The sequence below is a fragment of the Pseudomonas sp. zfem003 genome (assembly GCF_032621675.1).
Lineage (GTDB): Bacteria > Pseudomonadota > Gammaproteobacteria > Pseudomonadales > Pseudomonadaceae > Metapseudomonas > Metapseudomonas otitidis.
This window is the reverse complement of record NZ_JAVYJG010000003.1, coordinates 360,643-380,312: the sequence shown is the minus strand read 5'-3', so window position 1 is coordinate 380,312 and position 19,670 is coordinate 360,643. Positions and strand designations below refer to the sequence as shown.

21 protein-coding genes are annotated in these 19,670 nt (G+C 68.2%); 11 read left to right on the top strand and 10 right to left on the bottom strand.

The features are described 5' to 3' along the window. The first annotated feature begins 269 nt into the window (after window positions 1-269). Complete coding sequence (gene ppx, locus RTK35_RS07960) at window positions 270-1,775, top strand: exopolyphosphatase (RefSeq protein ID WP_044400917.1); 1,506 nt, start codon at window positions 270-272, stop codon at window positions 1,773-1,775. Window positions 1,776-1,835: 60 nt separating this feature from the next. Here the strand turns inward: ppx and ppk1 are convergent, their stop codons facing one another. Together ppk1 and hemB are read right to left on the bottom strand one after the other, a co-directional pair. Continuing rightward, entirely contained in the window at window positions 1,836-4,040 is a 2,205-nt protein-coding gene (gene ppk1, locus RTK35_RS07955) for a polyphosphate kinase 1 (RefSeq protein ID WP_074967030.1), read from the bottom strand. A 19-nt stretch (window positions 4,041-4,059) separates the two neighbouring features. Further along, window positions 4,060-5,073: a porphobilinogen synthase gene (gene hemB / locus RTK35_RS07950; protein ID WP_044400911.1), complete on the bottom strand. Its 1,014-nt coding sequence runs from the start codon at window positions 5,071-5,073 to the stop codon at window positions 4,060-4,062. A 236-nt stretch (window positions 5,074-5,309) separates the two neighbouring features. On the opposite strand from hemB, the gene RTK35_RS07945 reads away from it, so the two are divergent. Beyond that, window positions 5,310-5,906 (top strand): DedA family protein, encoded by a 597-nt coding sequence (locus RTK35_RS07945; protein WP_160479852.1) that lies wholly within the window; start codon window positions 5,310-5,312, stop codon window positions 5,904-5,906. A 1-nt stretch (window position 5,907) separates the two neighbouring features. On the opposite strand, the gene RTK35_RS07940 is transcribed toward RTK35_RS07945, so the two are convergent. Continuing rightward, a complete protein-coding gene (locus tag RTK35_RS07940) occupies window positions 5,908-7,140 on the bottom strand; it encodes a sterol desaturase family protein (protein WP_316907740.1) in 1,233 nt (410 codons plus the stop codon). 116 nt (window positions 7,141-7,256) lie between these two features. Between RTK35_RS07940 and RTK35_RS07935 the strand changes: the two genes are divergently transcribed. The 3 genes from RTK35_RS07935 to RTK35_RS07925 all read left to right on the top strand — a co-directional run bounded on the left by RTK35_RS07935 (window position 7,257) and on the right by RTK35_RS07925 (window position 9,380). Next, window positions 7,257-8,090, top strand: coding sequence for a dienelactone hydrolase family protein (locus tag RTK35_RS07935; RefSeq protein WP_316907739.1), 834 nt, complete (start codon window positions 7,257-7,259; stop codon window positions 8,088-8,090). Window positions 8,091-8,103: 13 nt separating this feature from the next. Further along, window positions 8,104-8,763, top strand: coding sequence for an isoprenoid biosynthesis glyoxalase ElbB (gene elbB / locus RTK35_RS07930; protein ID WP_044400901.1), 660 nt, complete (start codon window positions 8,104-8,106; stop codon window positions 8,761-8,763). A 146-nt stretch (window positions 8,764-8,909) separates the two neighbouring features. Beyond that, complete coding sequence (locus tag RTK35_RS07925; RefSeq protein WP_236210651.1) at window positions 8,910-9,380, top strand: thioesterase family protein; 471 nt, start codon at window positions 8,910-8,912, stop codon at window positions 9,378-9,380. Here RTK35_RS07925 and RTK35_RS07920 read toward each other — a convergent pair whose 3' ends face one another. Next, the gene (locus tag RTK35_RS07920) at window positions 9,381-9,833 is read right to left on the bottom strand and encodes a YaiI/YqxD family protein (RefSeq protein ID WP_044400895.1); all 453 of its coding nucleotides are present in this window, start codon (window positions 9,831-9,833) and stop codon (window positions 9,381-9,383) included. A gap of 258 nt (window positions 9,834-10,091) precedes the next feature. On the opposite strand from RTK35_RS07920, the gene RTK35_RS07915 reads away from it, so the two are divergent. The 4 genes from RTK35_RS07915 to RTK35_RS07900 are packed head-to-tail and all read left to right on the top strand — an operon-like array spanning window position 10,092 to window position 13,226. Further along, entirely contained in the window at window positions 10,092-11,489 is a 1,398-nt protein-coding gene (locus RTK35_RS07915; RefSeq protein ID WP_142013007.1) for a COG3014 family protein, read from the top strand. A gap of 8 nt (window positions 11,490-11,497) precedes the next feature. After that, window positions 11,498-11,854, top strand: a complete 357-nt coding sequence (locus tag RTK35_RS07910; protein WP_069559515.1) for a YcfL family protein — start codon at window positions 11,498-11,500, stop codon at window positions 11,852-11,854. Window positions 11,855-11,885: 31 nt separating this feature from the next. Then, window positions 11,886-12,479, top strand: coding sequence for a penicillin-binding protein activator LpoB (lpoB, locus tag RTK35_RS07905; RefSeq protein ID WP_316907738.1), 594 nt, complete (start codon window positions 11,886-11,888; stop codon window positions 12,477-12,479). 3 nt (window positions 12,480-12,482) lie between these two features. Beyond that, window positions 12,483-13,226: a hypothetical protein gene (locus RTK35_RS07900; RefSeq protein WP_044400883.1), complete on the top strand. Its 744-nt coding sequence runs from the start codon at window positions 12,483-12,485 to the stop codon at window positions 13,224-13,226. Window positions 13,227-13,270: 44 nt separating this feature from the next. On the opposite strand, the gene RTK35_RS07895 is transcribed toward RTK35_RS07900, so the two are convergent. The 4 genes from RTK35_RS07895 to RTK35_RS07880 form a co-directional block, all read right to left on the bottom strand. After that, window positions 13,271-13,609 carry a hypothetical protein gene (locus tag RTK35_RS07895; protein WP_044400880.1) on the bottom strand — a complete coding sequence of 113 codons (339 nt, stop codon included), beginning with the start codon at window positions 13,607-13,609 and terminating at the stop codon, window positions 13,271-13,273. An 88-nt stretch (window positions 13,610-13,697) separates the two neighbouring features. Continuing rightward, the gene (locus RTK35_RS07890) at window positions 13,698-14,330 is read right to left on the bottom strand and encodes a LysE family transporter (RefSeq protein ID WP_044400877.1); all 633 of its coding nucleotides are present in this window, start codon (window positions 14,328-14,330) and stop codon (window positions 13,698-13,700) included. Between the two features lie 80 nt (window positions 14,331-14,410). Then, a complete protein-coding gene (locus RTK35_RS07885) occupies window positions 14,411-14,950 on the bottom strand; it encodes a mechanosensitive ion channel family protein (RefSeq protein WP_074967019.1) in 540 nt (179 codons plus the stop codon). Beyond that, complete coding sequence (locus RTK35_RS07880) at window positions 14,950-16,866, bottom strand: ATP-binding cassette domain-containing protein (protein WP_044400871.1); 1,917 nt, start codon at window positions 16,864-16,866, stop codon at window positions 14,950-14,952. The genes RTK35_RS07885 and RTK35_RS07880 overlap by 1 nt, the downstream gene beginning before the upstream one ends. Window positions 16,867-16,916: 50 nt before the next feature. Here RTK35_RS07880 and RTK35_RS07875 point away from each other — a divergent pair, with 50 nt between their 5' ends. Beyond that, a complete protein-coding gene (locus RTK35_RS07875) occupies window positions 16,917-17,375 on the top strand; it encodes a TIGR02444 family protein (RefSeq protein WP_301151380.1) in 459 nt (152 codons plus the stop codon). Here the strand turns inward: RTK35_RS07875 and RTK35_RS07870 are convergent. Continuing rightward, window positions 17,372-18,325, bottom strand: coding sequence for an AlgP family protein (locus RTK35_RS07870; protein ID WP_316907737.1), 954 nt, complete (start codon window positions 18,323-18,325; stop codon window positions 17,372-17,374). The genes RTK35_RS07875 and RTK35_RS07870 overlap by 4 nt on opposite strands. A 128-nt stretch (window positions 18,326-18,453) precedes the next feature. Between RTK35_RS07870 and RTK35_RS07865 the strand changes: the two genes are divergently transcribed. Beyond that, window positions 18,454-19,095 carry an FKBP-type peptidyl-prolyl cis-trans isomerase gene (locus RTK35_RS07865; protein ID WP_044400863.1) on the top strand — a complete coding sequence of 214 codons (642 nt, stop codon included), beginning with the start codon at window positions 18,454-18,456 and terminating at the stop codon, window positions 19,093-19,095. Here the strand turns inward: RTK35_RS07865 and RTK35_RS07860 are convergent, their stop codons facing one another. Next, a complete protein-coding gene (locus tag RTK35_RS07860) occupies window positions 19,096-19,560 on the bottom strand; it encodes an Rsd/AlgQ family anti-sigma factor (protein WP_044400860.1) in 465 nt (154 codons plus the stop codon). It lies immediately after the preceding gene. Window positions 19,561-19,670 lie beyond the last annotated feature (110 nt).

Sequence of the window (19,670 nt, the reverse complement as noted above, 5' to 3'; positions counted from 1 at the left end):
GAAGCGGAAATAGGCGGCCATCATAGCCCGCCTCGGGCGTGACCGAAAGCCGCGGCCGATTGAGTGTGCCTATGGGCTCGCTGGCGAAAGTTGATCGATAGCGGATCGCGAAGAGCCACGCGGCAATCGGTCGCGTGGGTCACAGGTCCGGCCGGGCAGCGGGATGGCGCGCCGGCCGATCAGCGGAGACGGTCTGTGGGGAAGGCGCGCGTTGGCGTGTCACCGTGATCGTGGCAGGATGGCGCGGTTAAGAAACGAGACACCGGACCATGCCTTCGACCCGACGCCCCGCCAACCTGTCCCTGATCGCCGCCATCGACCTCGGCTCCAACAGCTTCCATATGGTGCTGGCCAAGGTCGACCACGGTGAGATCCGCATCCTCGAGCGCCTGGGGGACAAGGTGCAACTGGCCGCTGGCCTGGACGAAGAGCGCGTGCTCAGCGAAGAGGCCATGCAACGCGGCCTCGACTGCCTGCGGCGCTTCGCCCAGATGACCAACAGCCTGCCGGAAGGCGCCGTGCGCGTGGTGGGCACCAACGCCCTGCGCGAGGCCCGCAACCGCAGCGAATTCATCCGCCGCGCCGAAGCCATCCTCGGCCATCCGGTGGAGGTCATCTCCGGCCGCGAGGAAGCCCGCCTCATCTACCTGGGCGTGTCCCATAGCATCGCCGACACCCCCGGCAAACGCCTGGTGGCGGACATCGGCGGCGGCAGCACCGAGTTCATCATCGGCCAGCGCTTCGAGTCGCAGCTGCGCGAGAGCCTGCAGATGGGCTGCGTCAGCTTCACCCAGCGCTATTTCCGTGACGGCAAGATCACCCCGGCGCGCTACGCCCAGGCCTACACGGCTGCCCGCCTGGAGCTGATGGGCATCGAATACAGCCTGCGCCGCCTCGGCTGGCAGCAGGCGGTGGGCGCCTCCGGCACCATCCGCGCCGTGGGGCTGGCGATCCAGGCCGCCGGCCTGGGCAATGGCGAGATCAACCCGGAAGGCATCGCCTGGCTCAAGCGCAAGCTGTTCAAGCTGGGCGAGGTGGAGAAGATCGACCTCGACGGCATCAAGCCCGACCGCCGCGCCATCTTCCCGGCCGGCCTGGCGATCCTCGAAGCCATCTTCGAGGCCCTCGAACTCAAGCACATGACCCACTCCGAAGGCGCCCTGCGCGAAGGCGTGCTCTACGACCTGCTCGGTCGCCACCACCACGAGGACGTGCGCGAGCGCACCCTGAGCGCGCTGATGGAGCGCTGCCACGTGGACCTGGAGCAGGCGGCACGGGTCGAGGCCAAGGCCCTGGAAGCCCTGGAGCAGGTGGCCGGCGACTGGCAGCTGGACGACGAGTGGCACCGCGACCTGCTGGTGTGGGGCGCGCGCGTCCACGAGATCGGCATGGACATCGCCCATTACCAGTACCACAAGCACGGCGCCTACCTGATCGAGCACTCGGACCTGCCGGGCTTCTCCCGCCAGGACCAGCAGATGCTGGCCCTGCTGGTACGCGGCCACCGGCGCAATATCCCCAAGGACAAGTTCGCCGAGTTCGGCGACGAGGGCGAGAAGCTGATCCGCCTCTGCGTGCTGCTGCGTTTCGCCATCCTTTTCCACCACATCCGCACCAACCAGGAGACGCCCCAGGTCCGCCTGAAAGTGGGCCCGCAGAGCCTGGACGTGCAGTTCCCGGAAAACTGGCTGGCGGCCAACCCGCTGACCCAGGCGGACTTCGAGCAGGAAGCCACCTGGCTCAAGCGCATCGACTTCACCTTCAGCGTGCGCTGACCGGGGCGATTCGCCAGGCAAGAAAAACGGGGCCCGAAGGCCCCGTTTTCATGTCCGCGTTCAGCGCGCGCTGATCGGCGGGTTGAGCAGCTTGTCCAGCAGGATGGCCTGCGCGTTGCGCGGGTTCTGGTTGCCGCTGGGGCTGTTGCGCAGGTAGCGGCCATCGGGCTGCAGGGCCCAGCTGTGGGTGTTGTCGGCCAGGTAGGTCTCCAGCTCCTTCTTCACCCGGGTGATGAGCTTCTTGCCTTCCACCGGGAAGCAGGTCTCCACCCGCATGTCGAGGTTGCGCTCCATCCAGTCGGCACTGGAGAGGTAGAGCTTCTCGTCGCCGTCGTTGAGGAAGTAGTAGATCCGGCTGTGCTCGAGGAAGCGGCCGATGATCGAACGCACCTGGATGTTGTGGGACACCCCGGGGATACCCGGGCGCAGGCAGCACATGCCACGCACCACCAGGTCGATCTTCACGCCGCTCTGGCTGGCCTTGTAGAGGGCGCGGATCACCTTCGGGTCGGTCAGCGCGTTGACCTTCACCATGATGTGCGCCGGCTTGCCCTCGCTGGCGTGCTGGGCCTCGCGGGCGATCATGTCGAGGATGGTCTTCTTCAGCGTGAAGGGCGCATGCAGCAGCTTCTTCATGCGCAGGGTCTTGCCCATGCCGATGAGCTGGTTGAACAGCTTGTGCAGGTCCTCGCCGAGGGCCTCGTCCGCCGTCAGCAGGCTGTAGTCGGTGTACAGGCGCGCGTTGCCGGCGTGGTAGTTGCCGGTGCCCAGATGGGCGTAGCGGCGCAGCTCACCGCCTTCGCGACGCAGGATGAGCATCATCTTGGCGTGGGTCTTGAAGCCCACCACGCCGTAGATGACCACGGCGCCGGCCTGTTGCAGGCGGCTGGCCAGCTGCAGGTTGGACTCCTCGTCGAAGCGCGCGCGCAGCTCGATCACCGCCGTCACTTCCTTGCCGTTGCGCGCCGCCTCCACCAGGGAGTCGACGATCTCGGAGTTGGCACCGGCGCGGTACAGGGTCTGCTTGATGGCGAGGACGTTGGGGTCCTTGGCCGCCTGGCGCAGGAAGTCGATCACCGGGGTGAAGGACTCGAAGGGGTGCAGCAGCAGGATGTCCTGCTTGCCCACCACGTTGAACAGGTTCTCGGCCTTCTGCAGCAACTTGGGGATCACCGGCGTGAAGCTCGGGTGCTGCAGCTCGGGATGGCTGTCCAGCCCGGTGATGCTGAACAGGCGGGTCAGGTTCACCGGCCCGTTGACCTGGTACAGCTCGCCCTCGGAGAGGCCGAACTGCTTGAGCAGGTAGTCGGACAGGTGCTTCGGACAGGTGTCCGCCACCTCCAGGCGCACCGCATCGCCATAGCGACGGGAGAACAGCTCGCCGCGCAGCGCGCGGGCCAGGTCGTCCACGTCCTCGGTGTCCACCGCGAGATCGGCGTTACGGGTCAGGCGGAACTGGTAGCAGCCCTTCACCTTCATGCCGGGGAACAGGTCGTCGGCGTGGGCGTGGATCATCGAGGAGAGGAACACGAAGTTGTCCCCCGGCCCGCTGATCTCCTCCGGCACGCGGATCACCCTCGGTAGCAGGCGCGGCGCCGGGATGATGGCCAGGCCGGAATCACGACCGAAGGCATCGACGCCCTCCAGCTCGACGATGAAGTTGAGGCTCTTGTTCACCAACAGCGGGAAGGGGTGCGTCGGGTCGAGGCCGATGGGGCTGATGATCGGCGCGATCTCGTCGCGGAAGTAGCGGCGCACCCAGGTCTTGAGCTTGGGCGTCCAGTAGCGGCGGCGGATGAAGTTGACCTGGTGCTTGGCCAGCTCCGGCAGCAGCACGTCGTTGAGGATGCTGTACTGCCGCCCCACCTGCTCGTGCACCAGCTCGCTGATGCGGGCCAGCGCCTGGTGCGGCAGCAGGCCGTCGGCGCCTGCCTGTTCACGGGCGAAATTGATCTGCTTCTTCAGGCCGGCGACGCGGATCTCGAAGAACTCGTCGAGGTTGCTGGAGAAGATCAGCAGGAACTTGAGGCGCTCAAGCAGGGGGTAGGTCTCGTCGAGCGCCTGCTCCAGGACACGGATGTTGAACTGCAGCTGCGACAGCTCCCGATGGATGTACAGGCTGCTGTCATCCAGGCCCGGGATCGGCGCGGGAGGCGGGGGCGCCTCCACGGGAGCCGGTACGGGAACCTGGGCCTCCACCACCGGCTGCTCCGGGGCGGTCTGGGTGTCGGGGGTTGCGGCTGTATTCAATCCGTCGGTGTTCATTCAAGTTCCTGCTGGGGAGTCAGGCTCCCTTCTTGAGCATTTCTGCGGCACGCACCGCGAAGTAGGTAAGAATGCCATCGGCGCCGGCGCGTTTGAATGCGGTCAGCGATTCGAGAATCACCGATTCGCTCAGCCAGCCGTTCTGGATGGCCGCCATGTGCATGGCGTACTCGCCGCTGACCTGGTAGGCGAAGGTCGGTACGCGGAAGGCCTCCTTCACGCGCCAGACGATGTCCAGGTAGGGCATGCCCGGCTTGACCATGACCATGTCGGCGCCTTCGGCGAGGTCCGCTGCCACTTCGTGCAGGGCTTCATCACCGTTGGCCGGGTCCATCTGGTAGCTGGCCTTGTTGGCCTTGCCCAGGTTGGCCGCCGAACCCACCGCGTCACGGAAGGGGCCGTAGTAGGCGCTGGCGTACTTGGCCGAGTAGGCCATGATCCGCACGTTGGGGAAGTCGGCCAGTTCCAGGGCCTCGCGGATGGCCTGGATGCGGCCGTCCATCATGTCGGAGGGGGCCACCACCTGGGCACCCGCCTCGGCATGGGACAGGGCCTGCTTGACCAGCGCGTCCACGGTGATGTCGTTCTGGACGTAGCCGTCCTCGTCGAGGATGCCGTCCTGGCCGTGGGTGGTGAACGGGTCCAGGGCCACGTCGCTGATAACCCCCAGCTCCGGGAAGCGGGCACGCAGGGCGCGGATGGCGCGCTGGGCGATGCCGTCCGGGTTCCAGGCTTCGGCACCGTCGAGGGACTTCTTCTCCAGCGGGGTCACCGGGAACAGCGCCAGCGCCGGAATCCCCAGGGCCACCCAATGCTCGGCCGCGTCCAGCAGCAGGTCGATGGACAGGCGCTCCACGCCCGGCATCGAGGGCACGGCTTCGCGGCGGTTTTCGCCATCGAGCACGAACACCGGCAGGATCAGATCATCGACGGTCAGGGTGTTCTCGCGCACCAGGCGGCGGGAGAAATCATCACGGCGGTTGCGGCGCAGGCGGGTAGCAGGGAACAGGCGGTTGGCGGGGGTAAAGCTCACGGCATACTCCAGGGTCCGGGGGCGGACACAGTGCGACATTTTAAGCGGGCAATTATGACCGAATGGTAACAATGCATGACAGCGACCCTTGGTCGCGTCGACAGGCGCAAAACCCGACCGCTCAAGCCCCGACGGGTTCACAAGCCGACCATCGGCTGGCCACTGGCCAACCCGGGGAGCTTTCCCCGCGACGGCATCCCGGTTAGGCTTCGCGTTCATTTTTGCCGCGCTGCCTGATGATGCTGCAACAATTCCTCCAGGATTTCGGGTACTTCGCCCTCTTCCTCGGTACCTTCTTCGAGGGCGAGACCATTCTCGTCCTGGCCGGATTCCTCGCGTTCCGCGGCTACATGGACATCAACGTGGTCGTCGCCACCGCCTTCTGCGGCAGCTACGCCGGTGACCAGCTGTGGTACTACCTGGGCCGCCACAAGGGCCGCCAGATCCTCTCCCGCCGGCCGCGCTGGCAGGCCATGGGCGACAAGGCGCTGGACCACATCCGCCGCCACCCGGACATCTGGGTGCTGAGCTTCCGCTTCGTCTACGGCCTGCGCACCGTGATGCCGGTGGCCATCGGCCTGTCCGGCTACCCGCCGCTGCGCTACCTCATCCTCAACGGCATCGGTGCCATCGTCTGGGCCCTGGCCCTGGGCTTTGCCGCCTACCACTTCGGCGCCGTGCTCGAAGGCATGCTCGGCAACCTCAAGCGCTACGAGCTGATGGTGCTGGGCGGCCTGGTGCTGATCGGCCTGGCGCTCTGGCTGCGCCGTCGCATCCGCAACAGCCGCGCCATCCGTGAGGAACGCCGCCGGGAAAGCAGCGAGGAAGGCTGACTCAGGCCGTCACCGGCCGGGCCATGCGCAGCCCGGCCAGAAGCCCCAGGCTGACCACCAGGTACAGCCCCAGGCCCACCCCGACCGGCATCGTCACCACACCCAGCCCCACCGGCCCAGCCACGCTGGCAAGCACCCCGCAGGACGCCAGCCGCGCCAGCTCCAGCCCCATCGCCCAGGGCCGATTCTCCAGCCAGGCACCGATGGCGAACAGGCCGAACGCCAACCAGCCCCCACCCAGCAGCAATGCCGGCAGCCCCATCCCGTCTCCTTTTGCCAACAGGTAGCTGCCCCCCAGCAGGTACAGCGTGAACTGCAGCGCCGCATAGGCGGTGCGGGCCGGCGACAACGGCACCTCGTACTTGCGGAAGCGGGCCAGGTCCGGCTTGGCCAGCGGGTAGCGCTCGGCCACGTCCGCCGGTCGCCAGCCGGTGCGCATGAACCAGATGCGCAGCCGGTCCCACCAGGAGCGCGCCCGCGCCGCGTCCTGCCACAGCTGGGCGTAGAACTGCAGGTTGGCCCACAGCGGGTTCCAGCTGGCCAGCGGCGTGGTCACTCCGAACACCACCGGCTCCTCGTCCAGCTCCTCCTGGAAAGTGCCGAACAGCCGGTCCCAGAGGATGAACACGCCACCGTAGTTGCGATCCATGTACACCGGGTTCTGCGCGTGGTGCACCCGGTGGTTGGACGGGGTGATGAACACCCACTCCAGCGGCCCCAGCTTCGGCACATGGCGGGTGTGCACCCAGAACTGGTAGAGCAGGTTCATCGCCGCCACCGTCAGGAACACCAGCGGCGGGATGCCGGCCAAAGCCATCGGCAGGTAGAAGATCCAGCCGAAGATGAAGCCGGTGCTGGTCTGCCGCAGCGCCGTGGACAGGTTGTACTCCTCGCTCTGGTGGTGCACCGAATGCGCCGCCCAGAGCACGTTGCGCTCATGGCCCAGGCGGTGGTTCCAGTAGTAGCAGAAGTCGTAGAAGACGAAGGCCGCCACCCAGGTCCAGGGGCTGGTCGGGTCCGGCGCCAGCAACCCCAGGTGCTGCCAGGCGAGGGTGTAGGTGAGCACGCCCACCGTCTTGGTGAGCAGCCCGCAGGTGGTGGACAGCACCCCCGCGCTGAGGCTGTTGATCGCATCGGCGGTGCGGTAGGTGCGCACGCCACGCCAGCGGTCGGCGAGCAGTTCGAGGCCGATCAGCAGGAAGAACACGGGAACCGCGTAGAGGACGTAATTCATGGGGAGGCCGTATCGTTCGGACGTTGCAGGGGCTAGGATTGCCAGCCTCGATGCTACGCCCGAGCGGCCCGCCGCCCCTGGCGCGGCATGACAGCCCGACCGGCATATGACGACAGATGCGTACACCTCTCAGACGACTGCTCTCGCTCCTCCTGCTGGCCACCGCCAGCGCCGCCCTGCTGGGCCTCTACCCCTATCGCCAGGCCTTGCTGCCGGTGGCGGACGACCTGCCCACCGCGCGCCAGCGACTGGTCGACCACCTGAGCCTGCACACCCCCGCCGGTGACGGCCCGTTCCCCACAGTGCTGGTGTTCCACGGCTGCAGCGGGCAGAGCCCCGGCTTCGTCGACAACGTGCGCGACTGGCTGCTGCCCCAGGGCTATGCCCTGCTGTTCGTCGACAGCTTCGGCGCCCGCGACATCCGCGACTGGCACCCGGTCTGCGACGGCAAGCGCCTGTGGGGCAACGAGCGCGCCCTGGATGTCTACGCCGCCCTCGACCTGGCCCGCGCGATGCCCAAGGTGGACCGCCAGCGCCTGGCCCTGCTGGGCTACTCCCATGGCGGCTGGACCGTCCTCGACGCGCTCGCCTACGACGGCGCTGCCGGCCACGGCTTCCCCGCCGCCGGAGACGGCGCGCTCGACGGCGTGCGCGGCGCCATCGCCTTCTACCCCTACTGCGGCTTCCCCGCCCACCTGCGCCAGGGCGTGGCCCGTAGCGCCCCCGTGCTGATGTTCCTCGGCACGGCGGATCGAATCACCGACCCGCGCCAGTGTCTATCAGCCATGGAGGGGCTTTCGCCGGAGCGGCTGCAGGTGGTGCAGTACGCCGGGGCCGGCCATGTGTTCGACCAGCGCAGTGACCTGAATACCTACCAACCCGGGCTGGCCGAGGATGCCCATCGGCAAGCCCAGGCCTTCCTCCAGGAAACCCTGGGGGCAGCCCCGTGAAAAGGAGAGAACCATGAACAAGCACGTTGCCGTCATCCTGTCCGGCTGCGGTGTCTACGACGGCGCCGAGATCCACGAGAGCGTCATCACCCTGCTGCGCCTGGACCAGCGCGGGGCCAAGGTGCAGTGCTTCGCCCCCAACGTCGCCCAGCACCACGTGCTCAACCACCTCACCGGCGAGGAAATGCCCGAAAGCCGCAACGTGCTCACCGAGTCCGCGCGAATCGCCCGTGGCGCCGTGAAGGACGTGCGCGAACTGAAGGCCGAGGACTTCGACGCGCTGATCATCCCCGGTGGCTTCGGTGCCGCGAAGAACCTCAGTGACTTCGCCTTCAACGGCCCCGCCTGCCAGGTCCAGCCGGACGTGCTCGCCGCCGCCCAGGCCTTCGCCCAGGCCGGCAAGCCCGTTGGCCTGATCTGCATCGCGCCGCACCTGGCGGCGAAGATCTACGGCGAGGGCGTCGCCTGCACCATCGGCAACGACGCCGACACCGCCAAGGCCCTGGAAAGCATGGGCGCCCAGCACGTCGAATGCGCCGTCGGCGACATCGTCGAGGACGAAGGCCGCAAGCTGGTGAGCACCCCGGCCTACATGCTGGCGCAATCCATCAGCGAAGCCGCCTCCGGCATCTACAAGCTGGTAGACCGGGTGCTGGAACTGACCCACGCCTGACCCACGCCTGACCCGTGAGGAGCGGCCGCCCGGCCGCCCCTCCAGGCCGATCCGGCCATTCCCTCCGCTGCACGGGCCAGTCCCCTTGTCCGAGCACCCACGGCTGCGGCAGCGTCGAATCCCTGCCTTTCGTGCCCAGGTGCGCCATGCCCGACAACACCTTCATCCTCACCCCGGAGCTGCAGGACGCGGTGCGCCAGTTCTTCGAGCGCATCCCCTTCAACCAGTCCCTCGGCATCCAGCTGGACGAGCTGTCCGCCGAGCGGGTGACCATGCACCTGCCGATGAAGCCCGAGCTGATCGGCAACTTCGTCCACGGCATTCTCCACGGCGGCGTGATCGCCTCGCTGCTGGACGTCACCGGCGGCGCCATGGCGCTTATCGGCGCCTTCCAGCGGCACCAGCACCTGTCCACCGGCGAGCGCATGACGCGGCTCTCGAAGCTCGGCACCATCGACCTGCGCATCGACTACCTGCGCCCCGGACGCGGCACGCGGTTCACCGCCACGGCGGTGCCGCTGCGCGCGGGCAACAAGGTGGCGGTAGTGCGCTCGGAACTGCATGCCGACGACGGCACGCTGGTGGCGGTGGGGACGGGTACCTACCTCTGCGGCTGATCAGCCCCGGCTGAGGCGTGTCAGCAGGCGGTCCAGCGCATTGGCGAAGGCCTGGCGCTCGCGCTCGCCATAGGGGGCCTGGCCGCCGCCCATCTGGCCCTGGTCGCGCAGGTCGGTCATCAGGTTGCGCACTGCCAGGCGCTCGCCCATGTTGCGCTCGTCGAACTCGCGGCCCCGAGGGTCGAGGGCCGCCACGCCCTTCTTGATCAGCCGGTCGGCCAGCGGCACATCGCTGCAGATCACCAGGTCGCCCGGCTCGGCCTGCTCCACCAGGTGATCGTCCGCCGCATCCGGCCCGCTGGGCACCACCACCAGGCGCACGCAGGCGAAGGCCGGCTTGACCTGGCTCTGGCCGGCCACCAGCACCACCTCGAAGTGGCGCTTGAGGGCGAACTTGATGACCTGGTCCTTGGCTGCCCGGGGGCAGGCATCGGCATCGATCCACACACGCATGGGCGTCTCCTGCTGGGAAATGGGCGCGCAGTATGCCAGCGGACGGGCTCCGACGCCGACGGGAGACGAATCGTACGCCCCTTCATTGCCACCAGGGCGCCATCACCGCCCGGCCTTTTCGCATATACTGCGCCGGCTCGTCCCGGCACCGTGACGAAGCCCCCTCGCGTGGGGATTGGCAGGACGCCGCCGTACAGCCAGTGCACGCCTGGATCAGCCCTCACCGGCTGGCAGTATCAAGGATTGGAAGAGGCCGTCATGCTCCCCCGTGCACTCACCGCCCTCGCGGTCTGCATCCCCCTCGCGCTCAGCGGCTGCACCGCCTTTCGCAGCTACCAGAGCGAACTCACCGAAACCAGCCAGTACCTCGCCAGCGGCAACGTCGACGGCGCCATCGGCCTGCTCGAAGCCAACAACGACGGCGAGGACAAGGACCTGCTGTATTACCTGGAGAAGGGCGAGCTGCTGCGCTCCCGGGGCGACTTCGCCGGCAGCCAGGCCGCCTGGCGCCAGGCCGACCAGCAGGTGTACCGGTGGGAAGAGGCGGTCAAGGCCGACCCGGGCCGCTACCTGGCCGAGTTCAGCGCCTACCTGATCAACGACAAGATGCGCCGCTACGAGGGCTACGACTACGAGAAGGTCATGCTGACCACGCAGATGGCCCTCAACGACCTGGCCCTCAACGATTTCGACAGCGCCCGCACCGAGATCAAGAAGACCCACGAGCGCGAGGCGCTGATCGCCGAACTGCGCGACAAGGAATACCTCGAGCGCGAAGAAGAGGCCGAGCGCCAGGGCGTCACCACCGAGCTGAAGGACCTCAACGGCTACCCGGTGGGCGCCCTCAACGCCCCCGAGGTGCTGGGGCTGAAGAACAGCTACCAGAGCGCCTTCAGCCACTACCTCGCCGGCTTCGTCTACGAAGCCCTCGGCGAGCGCGGCCTGGCCGCCCCCGGCTACCGCAAGGCCGCCGAACTGCGCCCGGAGACGCCGCTGCTGGAACAGGCCCTGCTGGACCTCGACTCACCGCCACCGGAGGCGGACGAAAGCGAGGTGCTGGTGGTGATCCAGAGTGGCTTCGCCCCGGCCCGTGACTCGGTGCGCATCCCCCTGCCGCTGCCCCTGGATTCGGGCCTGGTGGTCAGCACCGTGTCCTTCCCGATACTGCGGGACGACAACACCACCCGCCCGCCTTCCGACCTGCTGATCGACGGCGAGGCCGCCGAGCTCACCGAGCTGGGCAGCATCCGCGCCATGTCCTACCGCGCCCTGCTGGACGACATGCCCGGGATCATCCTGCGCACCACCGTGCGCGCCGTCTCCCGTGGGGTGGCGCAGAAGCAGTTGAACGATAACGGCAACCCCTGGGCGAGCCTCGCCGTGGGCCTGATGTCGACCCTCACCGAAGGCGCCGACGAGCGCACCTGGCGCACCCTGCCCAACAGCATCCGCGTCGCCCGCCTGCGCCTGAGCCGGGGCGAGCACCGCCTCACCCTGCCCACCGCCCACGGGCTCGCCGAGCTGGATCTGAAGGTGGAACGGCCCTACCAGGTCATCCCCGTCCGCGTGGTGGCCGGCCAGGTCTTCGCCCACGGCGCCGCCACCCGAACCCCAACGCCCGGCGTGCCCGCCGTGGCCAGCACCCACATGCCCTGAGGACACACATGCGCACCTTACTGATCGCCGGGCTCACCCTGGCCCTGCTCACCGGCTGCAGCCACGAAACCGCCTCCAGCAAGCTGGCCCCCATGGGCGAGGTGGAGGACATCGAGGTCGACACCATGCGCGTCGCCCGCGAGAACGGTTTCCTCACCGTCAAGGTGAAGCTGGTCAACACCCACAAGCAGAACCGCACCCTCTACTACCGCTTCGCCTGGCTGGACAAGGACGGCTTCCCGGTCGCCGGCGAGGAAGCCTGGAAGGCCCTGCCCCTCTACGGCTCGCAGACCACCTACCTGCCCGCCATCGCGCCGGTGCCCCAGGCCACCGACTTCCGCCTGGAAATGAACACCCCTGACTGACCCTGAACCCGACCGTCAAGCGAGAGCCCCCATGCGCCTTTTCCGCACCACCTGCATCGCCGCCTTCGTCATCGCCGTTTCCGGCTGCGCCTCCAAGCCCTCGCCGGTGCTCGGCGGCGGCAACATCAGCTACGGCGACAGCAAGGCCGTCGAGCTGATCACCAACGAATTCGGCTCCACCGACCTGCAGATGATCGCCGAGTCCATGACCCGTTCCCTGGCCCAGTCCGGCGTGCTGCGCGGCCGCCCGGTGATCCAGGTCTACGACGTGAAGAACAAGACCAGCGAATACATCGACACCCGCGAGATCACCACCAGCATCAAGACCCAGTTGCTGAAGTCCGGCACCGCCCGCTTCGCCAGCGACAACACCGACATGCAGAGCCAGGTGGAGCAGCTCAAGCTGCAGAACCAGAGCGGCCTGTACAAGAACTCCACCGTCGCCAAGACCGGCAACATGGTCGCTGCCAAGTACCGTCTCGAAGGCTCCATCAGCTCCATCGTCAAGCGCAGCAGCGACTACAAGGACGTGTTCTACAAGTTCAGCCTGCAGCTGATCGACGTGGAAAGCGGCCTGGCGGAGTGGATGGACGAGAAGGAAATCCGCAAGACCACGGAGCGCTGACCCATGCGAGCACTGATCGGCCTGTTGGCCGCGGCCCTGGCCTTCGCCAGCCAGGCCGCACCCAAGGTGGCGGTGGCGGACCTGGCCTACGAGCAGCAGGTGAGCCAGTACTTCCGCACCGTCGACTCCAAGGACAACGCCCAGTACGGCCCCTACACCGGGCATTCCTCCAGCAGCTACCACGAGGAAGAGGGCAACTACAGCTACGTCGAGCGCGGTGAGCTGCGCAAGTTCTCCGGGGACATCCGTGGTGAGATCATCAAGCGCGGGCGCTTCCAGCTCGTCCAGGCCCGCCCCTTCAGCGGCGACCCGGAAAGCCAGGCGATCTACGACGTGATCCAGCGCATCCGTGACGGGCAGTTCCCCGGTGCCGACTACGTGCTGTTCGGCACCGTGTCGGATGCGGACTTCCGCCAGGACACCAACGCCCTGGACAACACCGACAGCTACTCCAGCGTGCTGGGCCTGACCCTGGTGGCGGACTTCAGCCTGATCGACACCAAGACCTTCCAGGTGTCCTCGGCCTTCACCGCCATGGGCGAAGCCCAAGACGTGAAGCTGGTGAACGGCCGTGATGCACGCATCAGCCACAACCGTGGCCGCGTGGTGCGCGAGGTGTCGCGCTCGCTGGGCGAAGACGTCGCCCGGCAGATGGAAGAGCAGCTGGGCGGTGGCACCACCACCTTCGACGTCCAGCCCATGCAGCCGGCGCTGCCGCCGGACGAACCGGCGCGCATCCTGCGCTGACCCGGCGCGACGGGCGGCCCACAGGGGGCGCCCGTCCGATCCCCTCAGACCCGGTAGAACGCCTGGCAGCACTCGCGCAGGGCGTTGGAGAGGCTGTCGTCCTCCAGTTCGATCAGGTCCAGTTCCAGCTCATCCGGCAGCATCTGCGCCACCAGCGTCGCCAGGCGCCGACGGCCGCCCAGGTCGGAGCCCGTCACGCCCAGCAGCAGGCGCGGCTCGGGGCCGATGGCGGGGTCGCGCAGGGCGGCCAGGTAGGCCTCGGTCAAGCCCATGTCACGGCAGGCGGCATGCAGCGCACGCTCCAGCGGCGGGTGGCTGACGGGGGCGATGGCGAGGTCGGGGGAGTCGCCGTAGACCCCGGCGTGGGTATGGGATGGCGGCATGCCGGTGCTCCGCAAAAGAAGACCGGCAGCCTATTGACCGGGCGCCGCGCTGTCGCGGCGCCGGGTCACGCTTGGGGCATCGACTGCATCACGCCGGGGCGCGGCGCACGGTGGCCAGCAGGGCGGCAGCGCCGACGAACAGCGCAGCGAAGGTGCGGTTCATGGTGCGCTGCTGGGCCGGGGAGCGCAGCAGGCGCAGCACCTTGGCAGCCAGGCCGGTGTAGCCGGCCATGACGATCAGGTCGACGGTGATCATGGTCGCGCCCATCACCAGGTACTGCGGCAGCAGCGGGGCGTGGGGATCGATGAACTGCGGCAGCACGGCGAGCATGAAGACGATCGCCTTGGGGTTGCTCACGTTCACCAGGAAGCCGCGCAGCACCATGGTCAGCGGTCGGCCCAGAGGACGCTCGCCGGCACCGGCGTCGAGGTCACTGGGCAGCGCGCGCCACTGGCGGTAGGCCAGGTAGGCGAGGTAGGCCACGCCGAACCACTTGATCAGCCCGAAGGCCATGGCCGAGGTGGCGAGGATGGCGCCCACGCCGGCAGCGACGATGGCGATCTGCAGCGCCAGGCCCAGTTGCAGGCCGATGGCGTTCCAGTAGCCACGCAGGAAGCCGTATTGCAGGCCGGAGGACATGGACGCGATGGCGCCCGCGCCAGGGGACAGGCTGATCACCCAGCAGGCGACCAGAAATGCGAGCCAGGTGTGCAGAGCCATGGCAGGACCTCGGGAATTTCAGGGTTGGGGTCAGGCAGCCTACTCCGCAGCGGGTTCACTGCACAGCCCCCGGCCGGCGCTCAGCGCCAGCGGCGCACGGCTTTCTGGAAGAACAGGCTGTTGGGCACCTGGATCAGCGCGCCGGCGGCCCCTTCGGTGACGTCCTGCAGGGTGGTGTAGAAGAGGTTGATGGCCACCACGCGGCCCTTCACGCCGGGCTTGTCGGCGCTCTCCACCACCTCCACCGTGTCGCCCAGGCGGAACGGCCCGAGGGAGAAGATCAGCACCGCGCAGAACATGTTGGAGAGGACGCTCCAGATGGCGAAGAACGCCACCGCTGCCACGGCGGTGAAGCCGGTGATGGCCGTCCACAGCACCTCGGCCGACACCCCCAGGCGCTCCAGCACCAACATGAAGGCGCTGCCCAGGATCATCCAGCGCAGCAGGCCGCGCAGCGGCAGCAGCAACTCCTGGGGCAGCTGCGGGTAGCGATTGCCCAGGCGGGTGATGCCCCGCGTCACCAGGCGCTGGACCAGCCAGGCGAGGAACAGGATGAGCAGCACCTGGGCGCTGCGGATCAGCGGCTCGCTCCAGGCGGCCAGCAGGTCGAGCTCGTCCATCAGTCGGCGGCCTCCAGTTGGGCCTGCAGCGACTCGAGGTGCTCCAGGGCTTCCAGCCACTGTTCTTCCAGCTCGGCCTCGCGGGCCTTCAGGCGGGCCTGTTCGGCCAGGGCCTCACGCAGCTCGTCCTTGCGCGCCGATTCGTAGAGGCCGGCGTCGCCCAGGCGGGTTTCCACCTCGGCCAGTTGCTCGTGGACCTTGCCCAGGTCCTTCTCCAGCTTCTCGGCCTGCTTCTTGAACGGCGCCAGTTGCTGACGCAGGGCGGCGGCGGCCTGGCGCTGGGCGCGCTTGTCGGTGCCGGCGCCATTGGGGGCCGAGGGAGCGCTGCTGGCCGGCGCCTGGCGGGCACGGTAGTCGACCAGCCAGCGGGCGTAGTCGTCGAGGTCGCCATCGAAGGGCTGGATGCGGCCGTCGGCCACCAGCAGGAACTCGTCGGTGGTGCTCTTGAGCAGGTGGCGATCGTGGGAGACCACCAGCACCGCGCCGGCGAACTCCTGCAGGGCCATGGTCAGCGCCAGGCGCATTTCCAGGTCCAGGTGGTTGGTGGGTTCGTCGAGCAGCAGCAGGTTGGGCTTCTGCCAGGCGATCAGCGCCAGGGCCAGGCGCGCCTTCTCGCCACCGGAGAAGTTCAGCACCGGCTCGTCGCAGCGGTCGCCGCGGAAGTCGAAGCCGCCGAGGAAATCGCGCAGGGTCTGCTCGCGCTCGGCCGGGGCGATGCGCTGCAGGTGCAGCAACGGGCTGGCCTTGGGATCGAGGGAGTCCAGCTGGTGCTGGGCGAAGTAGCCGATGGCGAGGTTCTCGCCCCGGGCCAGGCGTCCGGCCACAGGCGCCAGTTCACCGGAAAGGGTCTTGATCAGGGTGGACTTGCCCGCGCCGTTGGGGCCGAGCAGGCCGATGCGCGCGCCGGGAACGAGCTGCAGCTTGACCTGCTGCAGCACCACCTTGTCGCCGTAGCCGAGCTGGCCTTCGGACACGTCCAGCAGCGGGCTGGAGATCTTGTCCGCCTCGCGGAAGACGAAATCGAAGGGCGAATCGACGTGGGCGGGCGCCAGTTCCTCCAGGCGCTCCAGGGCCTTGATCCGGCTCTGCGCCTGGCGGGCCTTGGTGGCCTGGGCCTTGAAGCGGGCGATGTACTTCTCCATGTGCGCACGCTGGGCCTGCTGCTTCTCGTAGGCCTGTTGCTGCTGCGCCAGGCGTTCGGCGCGGGTGCGCTCGAAGGCCGAGTAGCCGCCGCGGTAGAGGGTCAGCTTCTGCTGTTCCAGGTGGGCGACGTTGTCCACCACGGCATCGAGGAAGTCGCGGTCGTGGGAGATCAGCAGCAGGGTGCCGGGGTAGCCCTTGAGCCATTCCTCCAGCCAGAGGATGGCGTCGAGGTCCAGGTGGTTGGTGGGCTCGTCGAGCAACAGCAGCTCGGACGGGCACATCAGCGCCTGGGCCAGGTTCAGGCGCATCCGCCAGCCACCGGAGAAGTCGCCGACGCGGCGGTCCATCTGCTCGGCAGTGAAGCCCAGGCCGGCCAGCAGCTTGCGGGCGCGGGCATCGGCGGTGTAGCCGTCGGCGCTGTCCAGCTCGATGTGCAGGCGGGCGATGGCGGTGCCGTCATGGCCGGCCTCGGCGGCGGCCAGTTCGGCCTGCACGCGACGCAGGTGCACATCGCCGTCGAGGACGTAGTCCACCGCCAGGCGGTCGAGGGTGTCCACCTCCTGGCGCATGTGGGCGATGCGCCAGTCGGCCGGCACGAAGCAGTCGCCGGCGTCGGGGCCGAGCTCGCCGCGCAGCAGGGCGAAGAGGCTGGATTTACCGGCACCGTTGGCGCCGATGAGGCCGACCTTCTGGCCGGTGTGCAGGGTCAGTTCGGCGCCTTCGAGCAGGCGCTGGGGACCACGCTGTAGAGTGAGGTTCTGGAGTCGGATCATAATGGCGGCGGAGTTTATCAGCTTCATTCCGCCACCGCCCGGTACACGCCATGCCCCCCGATCTATGGAATTTCGCCCTGCAACTCTACGCCCGGCCCGGCGTCGAGGCGGCCTGCCTGGCGCTTCAGGAAGAGGGCGCGGACGTCTGCCTGTTGCTGGCAGCCCGTTGGCTGGAGGCGCGCGGCGTCACCTGCACGCCCGAGCGCTGCGACGCCCTGCGCAATCTGGCGGAGCCCTGGCAGCGAGACGTGGTGATGCCCCTGCGTCGCCTGCGCCAGGACTGGCGAGACGGTGCGCAACAGGATGGGGAACGGGCTGCCCTGCGGCAGCGGTTGAAGGACCTGGAGCTGGACGCGGAGCGGGCATTGCTGGCGCGCCTGGAGCAGGCTGCCGCGCATTGGCCGGTAGGCCAGGACGAGCAGGACGGTTGGCTGGAGGCCTTGGCGGGGGATGCCGGGAAGGCCTGCGACGCGCTGGATCGACTGCGCGCCGCAGGCCGGACGCCTTAGGCGGACGGCGTCGCCGGAGCGGCGGACTCGGGGGCCGCAGCAGGAGCAGCCGGAGCCGCGGCGGGTGCAGCCGGTGTGGCCGGCTTGGCGGCAGGAGCCTTGGCTACAGCCTTGGGCTTGGCAGCGGGTTTGGCGGCCGGCTTGGCGGCGGGTTTCGCAGCAGCAGGCTTGGCCGCAGCGGGCTTGGCAGCAGCCGGTTTCGCGGCGGTTGCCTTGGCCGGGGCCTTGGCGGCCGGTGCTTTGGCTGCCGCTGGTTTGGCGGCAGGCTTGGCAGCTGCTGCAGCCGGCTTGGCCGGGGCGGCCTTGCTGGCAGCCGGTTTGGCAGCGGCAGGCTTGCTGGCCGGTTTGGCGGCCGGTTTGCTCGCGGCCTTGGCCGGCGCCTTCGCGGCAGGCTTGGCAGCGGGTTTCGCGGCGGCCTTGCTGGCGGCGGGTTTGGCCGCAGCCGGCTTCGCGGCCTTGGCGGGCGCGGCCTTGCTCACGGCGGGCTTGGCAGCCGGTTTGGCGGCGGCAGGTTTGGCAGCGGCCTTGGCGGCCGGCTTGGCCTTGGCTTCACGAGCGGCGAGGGCCTTGTTGGCGGCTTCCTTCACCTTGCCGACGCCCTGGGCCAGCTTGAGGCTTTCCTGGGCATCACGCTTGAGCTCGATGATGTAGGCACGGGTCTCGGCCTGGCGGGCCTTGAGGGCTTCGAGCAGCTCCTCCAGCTCGGCGATGGCGTCCTTCGCCTTGGCCTGGGCCTTGGCCTTGCCGGCCTTGGCAGCGTCCTGCAGCTTGGTGCGGGCGCCGTGGAGTTTCTCCTGGGCCTTGCCGCGCTGCTTCTCCAGTTTGGTCAGCAGTTTCTCGGCATCGACCAACGCCTGGCTGCAGGCGTTCTCGAGGTGTTCGATCAGGCTGTGGGACAGTTGCTGGAGCAGGTGCAGCGGGGTGCTAACGGGCTTCTTCTTGGCCGACATGGCGCGCCTCCGGGCGGTCGATGGTGCGGCCCATACTAGACCCCGATTCAACGCGTCGCTAGCTCCCTGCCGCGCACCGGTTCACGGCGCTGGCATAATCGCAGCCCCTGCCTTCCGGAGTGTTTTCCATGCGCCGTCTCGCCCTGTTGCCCCTGTGCCTGCTGCTGGGTGCCGCGCATGCGGCGGACGACCAGAAGGACCTCGCCTACAGCATGGGCGCGAAGATCGGCGAGCGTCTGCGCGCCGAGGCGCCGGGGCTGCCGCTGGACGAGCTGCTGCGCGGGCTTTCGCGGACCTACAAGGGCGAGAAACCCGAGCTGGACCCGGCACGCATGGAGAAGCTCCTGGAACACCACGAAGCGAGCCTGGAGCAGGCGGGCTCGAGTACGAAGCGGGCGCAGACGGCAGAGAAGTATTTCCTGGCCCTGGAGCGGGGCAAGTACGGCGTGAAGGAGTTGCCCGGCGGCATCCTGGTGACCGAGCTGCGCCACGGCAGCGGCCCGAAGCCTTCGGCCAACGGCCAGGTGCGGGTGGCCTATCGCGGCCAGCTGGCCGATGGCAGCGTGTTCGACGAGAGCAGCACGCCGCAGTGGTTCCGCCTGGACAGCGTCATCGCGGGGTGGCGGGAAGCCCTGCAGCAGATGCCGGTGGGCGCACGCTGGCGGCTGGTGATTCCTTCGGAGAAGGCCTATGGAGCGGAGGGCGCCGGGGATGTGATCCCACCCCATGCGCCCCTGGTGTTCGAGCTGGAGCTGCTCGAAACGAAGTGATCAGGCGAGCTGGGTCGCCTGGTCCTGGTGGGCGGTGTGCAGCACCTCGATGAGGCAGTCCTCCAGGTCGAAGCGCTCGTGCAGCAGTTGCCCCAGGCGTTTCAGCTCGGTCTTGAAGCAGATCTCGCGGTTCTCGCTGCCGTCGCAGCAGTCGTTGAAGCCGAGCGCGGCCTCGGTGATGGCCTCGATGCGCGGGTAGATCTGCTTGGCCAGTTCCAGGCCGCGCTGATCTCCAAAGGCCCGCGCCTCATTCATCAGTTGCTCGTAGACCTCGAAGTGGCCGGCCGAGACGTAGTCCACCAGCACTTCGCAGAAGCCTTGCAGCGCCTCGGGCGATGGCACCTCGGGGCTGTGGTCCAGGCGGGTGAAGACGCCGATGAGTTCCTGGCGTTCCTGCAACCAGCGGTCGATCAACTGGTGTACGCCACCCCAGCGTTCCTGGGCGTTCTTGCAGCTCTCGAGCATGATGACCTCGCGTCCCTAACCATTGATGCTGTCGTCTGCGCCGAGACGGTTTTTTGTCGATCGGGGCATGTGAAGGGAGACGGGACATGGAAGCGGCAGCTTTCCGACGT

Coding starts and splice junctions, on each gene's coding strand:
- RTK35_RS07910 (WP_069559515.1), top strand. CDS start 11,498: ATGCGCACCTTACTGATCGCCGGGCTCACCCTGGCCCTGCTCACCGGC.
- lpoB (WP_316907738.1), top strand. CDS start 11,886: ATGCGCCTTTTCCGCACCACCTGCATCGCCGCCTTCGTCATCGCCGTT.
- RTK35_RS07900 (WP_044400883.1), top strand. CDS start 12,483: ATGCGAGCACTGATCGGCCTGTTGGCCGCGGCCCTGGCCTTCGCCAGC.
- RTK35_RS07880 (WP_044400871.1), bottom strand. CDS start 16,866: ATGATCCGACTCCAGAACCTCACTCTACAGCGTGGTCCCCAGCGCCTG.
- RTK35_RS07935 (WP_316907739.1), top strand. CDS start 7,257: ATGCGTACACCTCTCAGACGACTGCTCTCGCTCCTCCTGCTGGCCACC.
- RTK35_RS07870 (WP_316907737.1), bottom strand. CDS start 18,325: ATGTCGGCCAAGAAGAAGCCCGTTAGCACCCCGCTGCACCTGCTCCAG.
- RTK35_RS07945 (WP_160479852.1), top strand. CDS start 5,310: ATGATGCTGCAACAATTCCTCCAGGATTTCGGGTACTTCGCCCTCTTC.
- RTK35_RS07895 (WP_044400880.1), bottom strand. CDS start 13,609: ATGCCGCCATCCCATACCCACGCCGGGGTCTACGGCGACTCCCCCGAC.
- ppk1 (WP_074967030.1), bottom strand. CDS start 4,040: ATGAACACCGACGGATTGAATACAGCCGCAACCCCCGACACCCAGACC.
- RTK35_RS07920 (WP_044400895.1), bottom strand. CDS start 9,833: ATGCGTGTGTGGATCGATGCCGATGCCTGCCCCCGGGCAGCCAAGGAC.
- RTK35_RS07915 (WP_142013007.1), top strand. CDS start 10,092: ATGCTCCCCCGTGCACTCACCGCCCTCGCGGTCTGCATCCCCCTCGCG.
- ppx (WP_044400917.1), top strand. CDS start 270: ATGCCTTCGACCCGACGCCCCGCCAACCTGTCCCTGATCGCCGCCATC.
- RTK35_RS07875 (WP_301151380.1), top strand. CDS start 16,917: ATGCCCCCCGATCTATGGAATTTCGCCCTGCAACTCTACGCCCGGCCC.
- RTK35_RS07890 (WP_044400877.1), bottom strand. CDS start 14,330: ATGGCTCTGCACACCTGGCTCGCATTTCTGGTCGCCTGCTGGGTGATC.
- elbB (WP_044400901.1), top strand. CDS start 8,104: ATGAACAAGCACGTTGCCGTCATCCTGTCCGGCTGCGGTGTCTACGAC.
- RTK35_RS07865 (WP_044400863.1), top strand. CDS start 18,454: ATGCGCCGTCTCGCCCTGTTGCCCCTGTGCCTGCTGCTGGGTGCCGCG.
- RTK35_RS07860 (WP_044400860.1), bottom strand. CDS start 19,560: ATGCTCGAGAGCTGCAAGAACGCCCAGGAACGCTGGGGTGGCGTACAC.
- RTK35_RS07940 (WP_316907740.1), bottom strand. CDS start 7,140: ATGAATTACGTCCTCTACGCGGTTCCCGTGTTCTTCCTGCTGATCGGC.
- RTK35_RS07925 (WP_236210651.1), top strand. CDS start 8,910: ATGCCCGACAACACCTTCATCCTCACCCCGGAGCTGCAGGACGCGGTG.
- RTK35_RS07885 (WP_074967019.1), bottom strand. CDS start 14,950: ATGGACGAGCTCGACCTGCTGGCCGCCTGGAGCGAGCCGCTGATCCGC.